The organism is Geminicoccus flavidas (genome assembly GCF_009806515.1).
Classification (GTDB): domain Bacteria; phylum Pseudomonadota; class Alphaproteobacteria; order Geminicoccales; family Geminicoccaceae; genus Geminicoccus; species Geminicoccus flavidus.
On sequence record NZ_WUJP01000441.1, the window covers coordinates 1 to 4,616 of the forward strand.

The 4,616-nt window shown below is 70.1% G+C and carries 4 protein-coding genes; 1 reads left to right on the forward strand and 3 read right to left on the reverse strand.

Features of this window, described 5'->3' with window-relative positions:
• The coding region (locus EQG76_RS12415) for a type II secretion system F family protein (RefSeq protein WP_159713763.1) at positions 1 to 1,147 on the forward strand (1,147 nt) is incomplete at its 5' end.
• On the opposite strand, the gene EQG76_RS12420 is transcribed toward EQG76_RS12415, so the two are convergent.
• The 3 genes from EQG76_RS12420 to EQG76_RS12430 all read right to left on the reverse strand — a co-directional run.
• On the reverse strand, positions 1,148 to 2,593 hold the full coding sequence (locus tag EQG76_RS12420; protein ID WP_159713765.1) for a TrkH family potassium uptake protein: 1,446 nt from the start codon (positions 2,591 to 2,593) through the stop codon (positions 1,148 to 1,150).
• Between the two features lie 49 nt (positions 2,594 to 2,642).
• Positions 2,643 to 4,361: a single-stranded-DNA-specific exonuclease RecJ gene (gene recJ, locus EQG76_RS12425; RefSeq protein ID WP_321573455.1), complete on the reverse strand. Its 1,719-nt coding sequence runs from the start codon at positions 4,359 to 4,361 to the stop codon at positions 2,643 to 2,645.
• 27 nt (positions 4,362 to 4,388) lie between these two features.
• The coding region (locus EQG76_RS12430) for a fructose-bisphosphatase class II (RefSeq protein WP_159713769.1) at positions 4,389 to 4,616 on the reverse strand (228 nt) is incomplete at its 5' end.

Here is a 4,616-nt window from a genome sequence, read left to right on the forward strand (position 1 = left end):
GGAAGGCCGGCCGGGTGCCGCACGCGCGACCAGCCCGCGCGGTACCGCCGCTCGGAGCAGCGAGCCGCGCCCGGCGGTCCAGGCCAGTGCCCGGCGCGGCCTGTTCGGCATCAGCGGCTCGGTGGTCACCCAGTTCACCCGCGAGCTCGCCACTCTGGTGTCGGCCGGGCAGACCCTGGCTTGGTCGCTGGAAACGCTCGGGCAGGACGAGACGCTCGGCAAGATGGGCACGGTGATCCAGCAGCTCCTGGGCGAGGTGAAGGGCGGCAAGAGCTTCACCGACGCGCTGGCCCAGCATCCCAGGCTGTTCCCGCGCTCCTATCTTGGCATGGTGCGGGCCGGCGAGGCGACCGGTGCGCTGGATTCGGCGCTGCTGGAGCTGGCGGCCCTGCGCGAGCGCGAGGAACGGATGCGCGCCAAGCTGATCGGGGCCATGACCTACCCGATCCTGCTGGCCGTGGTGGCCATCGGCTCGCTGCTGGTGCTGCTGACCGTGGTGGTGCCGCAGTTCGAGCCGCTGTTCGCGGATGCCGGCGCCAGCCTGCCGGGCTCCACCCAGGTGACGCTGGCCGTCGCCGAATTCGTCGAGACCAACGGCGTCGTCACGGGAGTGGCGCTGGCGGTGCTGGTCTTCCTCCTGGTGGCGGTCGCCCGGCAGGAGACCGGCGGCAGGTTCCTCCACCGCCTGCTCCTGCGCCTGCCGCTGATCGGCCCGATGGCCCGAGCGCGCGCCACGGCGCAGACCGCCAGGATGCTGGGCTCGCTCCTGTCCGGCGGCGTGGAGCTGCCCCAGGCCCTGCAACTCACCCGCGACACGGTGAACAACCGTGCGGTCGCGGCCAGCCTGGACCGAGCGCTGTCCGGGGTGCGCCAGGGCCGCCCGCTCTGGCTCTGCCTGAACGATGCCGGCCTGCTGGCACCCCAGGCGATCCGCCTGTGTAGGATCGGCGAGGAGACCGGCCGGCTCGGCGCCACGCTGCAGCAGGCGGCCGGCTGGTTCGAGACCCGGCTGGAGGAGCGGATCCAGCGGATCCTGTCGATCCTGGAGCCGGTGATCGTGGTGGGCCTGGGCGTGGCCGTGGCGGGCGTGGTGCTCTCGATCCTGGCCGCCGTGGTCGCGGTGAACGATCTGGCCGGCGTGCGCTGATCAGGCCTGCCAGAAGCGGCGGCTGAACAGGATGAACACGGTGGTGAACTCCAGCCGCCCGACCAGCATGCCGAAGGAGAGCATCCACAGGGCCAGGTCGGACAGGCTCGCGAAGCTGCCGACCGGCCCGATCCGGTCGCCTATTCCAGGGCCGACATTGCTGACGGCGGTGACCGCACCCGAGATCGCGGTCTCGAACTCAAGCCCGGTCGCGGCCAGGCCCATCGCCAAGCAGATCACGGTGGCGCCGTAGAGGGCGAACAGGACCAGCACCGCCCGCACGACGTCGTCGCCGATTGGCCGGTCGCCATAGCGGCGGACATAGACCGTGTGCGGCATCACCGTCTCGTTGCGGTGACGGCGCAGCAGCATGGCCATGACCTGGTAGCGGAAGATCTTCAGGCCGCCAGTGGTCGATCCGGTACAGCCGCCGATCGTGGACAGGAACAAGAACACCACCACCGGGAGCGGTCCCCACTGCAAATAGTCGTCGGAGGCGAAGCCCGTGGTGGAGACGATGGAGACGACGTTGAAGGCGGCGTGGGTGATCGCCCAGAACAGGGGTGCGCCGGCCATCACCACCAGCCAGGCGGTGACCAGGACCACCGCGCAGCCGAGAAAGACCAGGAAGGTCCGGATCTGCGGGTCCTTCAGCAGGACGCCCGGTCCCCGGTTGAGAGACAGCACGATCAGCGCCAGGGGCAGGCTGCCAAAGATCATGAACAGCGTCGCCGCCCAGAGGATCGGCGCATCGTAGGAGGCGAAGCTGTCGGAATAGTTGCCGAAACCGCCGGTCGCGACGGTCGTCATGCCGTGGACGACCGCATCGAACGTGGTCATGCCGAGCGCTGCATAGACGAACACGCAGAGCATGATCAGGCCAGTATACACCGCGATGGTGGCGCCGGCGATCTGGTCGATGCGCGGGAACAGCTTCTCGCTGCGGTCGGAGGATTCGGCGCGGAACAACTGCATGCCGCCCACCGACAGGAAGGGCAGCATCACCAGCGCCACGACGATGATCCCGGCACCGCCCAGCGCATTGAGCAGCCCGCGCCACAACAGGATGCCGGGCGGCGCGATCGACAGGTCCGCGATCGCCGAGCTGCCTGTGGCGGTGAGGCCCGACATCGACTCGAAGTACGCCCCGGCGAAGCTCAGCTCTATGCTGCTGAACCGGAACGGCAGGGCGGCGAAGCCGGAGAGCACGAACCAAGCGAGTGCGGTCAGGAGGAAGCCCTGGCGGCGGTCGACCTTCAGGTCCTCGACATGGAAGGCCAGCATCAGTGCCACGCCGAAGAAGCCGGTGACGCAGGCGGAGAGCAGGAAGCTGTCGGCATCGTCGCTGGCATAGGCCAGATCCGCCAGCATCGGCACGAGCATGAACATCGATAGGATGCACAGCAGCGCGCCCAGGGCGTAGAACACCGGCCGTACGTCGATCATCGGTAGGAACCGCCGAACCGGGCGCTGGCCATGGCGACTCCCTACCGCCTCAGGCTGCAGCGTCGTCGATGTGGAAGCAGATCCGCTCGTCGCCCTGGTAGCGGTCGAGCTTCAGGGTGCCCGCAAGCTGCATCGGCCGGTCGGCGCTGCGCAGCAGGTCGCCCAATGGCCGCTCCAGTGCCCGGAACGCGATGCCCGCCACCCGGCCGCCGTCCCGGCCCTCGATCCGCACGGCGAGATGGCCGGTACCGACCGGGCGGGCGCTGGCGATACGCGCGTCGACCAGATGGAGACGGGGCTCCTCGTTGCCCTGGCCGAACGGCTGCAACTGCTGGAACGCGATCGCCAGCTCGCGCCGGCAGGCACCGATCGCGACCGACGCATCCAGTTCGACCGGCCGTCGCTCGCCGGCCGCCCCTGTCCGAGCGGGCATCCGGTCCAGGAGGTGGCGGCGGAACTCCTCCAGCCGGGCGGCCTCGACCGTGACCCCGGCCGCCATCGGGTGGCCGCCGCCCTTCTGCAGGATGCCGGCTTGGCGGGCGGCGATCACCGCCTGGCCGAGATCCACGCCCGGCACGGAGCGGGCCGAGCCCTTGCCGATGCCATCGGCATCGAAGCCAATCACGAAGACCGGGCGATCATAGCGTTCGACCAGCCGGCTGGCGACGATCCCGATCACACCCGGATGCCAGCCTTCGCCCGAGGCCACCAGCACCGGCGCGTCCTCGTCGAGCTGGGCCCGGATCGAGCGGTCCGCCAGATCCAGGATCTCCCGCTCGATCTGGCGGCGCTTGGCATTGAGCTGGTCGAGCCGGGCGGCGATCGCCCCGGCCTCGCCGGCATCGGTCTCGGTGAGCAGCCGCACGCCGAGGTCGGCCCGGTCGATCCGGCCGCCCGCATTGATGCGCGGCCCCAAGAGGAAGCCCAGATGCCAGGCCTCCAGCAGCTCCGGCGCCTTCGCCTCGCGCGACAGCTGGATCAGGCCGGTGTTCTCGCCCTTGGCCATGACCCGCAGGCCCTGGCGCACGAAAGCGCGGTTCAGGCCGCGCAGCGGCACCACGTCACAGACCGTGCCGAGTGCCACCAGGTCGAGCAGGCCCATCAGGTCGGGTTCCGCCAGGCCATGGCGCCGCAGCTCCCGATTGGCCGCCACCAGCAGGAGGAAGGTCACCCCCACCGCCGCCAGATCGGCACAGGGGCTATCCTGATCCTGCCGGTTCGGGTTCACCACCGCATAGGCGCGTGGCAGCTCCGCCTCGGCCGCATGGTGGTCGACCACGATCACCTCCTGGCCGTGCAGGGCGGCATGGGCCAGGGGCTCGAACGCGGTGGTGCCACTGTCCAGGGACGCGACCAGCCGGCAGCCGGCCAGCCGCAGCCGGTCGAGCGCCGCCGGGTTGGGCCCGTAGCCGTCCAGGAGCCGGTCGGGGATCTCGATCTCCACTGGGACACCTAGCCCGCGCAGCCAGCGGCTGAGCAATGCTGCCGAGGTGGCGCCGTCGACGTCATAGTCGCCGATGATTCCGACCGGCTCCTTGTCCCGCACCGCCTGCACCAGCCGGGCGGCGGCCTTGTCCATGTCGGCCAGATGCGAGGGATCGACCAGGAAGTCGCGCAGGCGCGGCTCCAGGAAGCGGTCGATCTCGTCCAGGCCGATGCCGCGCCCGGCCAGCACCCGCGCCACCACGTCCGGCAGCCCCTTGCGCTGGACCAATGCTGCGACGAGGTCGGGATCGGCCGGCCGCTCCCGCCAGGGCCGGCCCGACACCGGGCTCAACTGATCCAGCAATGGAGGTCAGCGGCCGAAATGCGGAACCACGCCACGCTTCAGGCCGAGATTGTGCTCGGCATGCACGGTGCGCACGGTGCCGGTCTTCGAACGCATCACGATCGAATGGGTGGTGATCCGCGCGCCGATCCGGCGGATGCCCTGCAGCATGGTGCCATCGGTCACGCCGGTGGCGCAGAAGGTCACGTCGCCCTGGGCCAAGTCTTCCAGGTGATACACCCGGTCGAAGTCCTC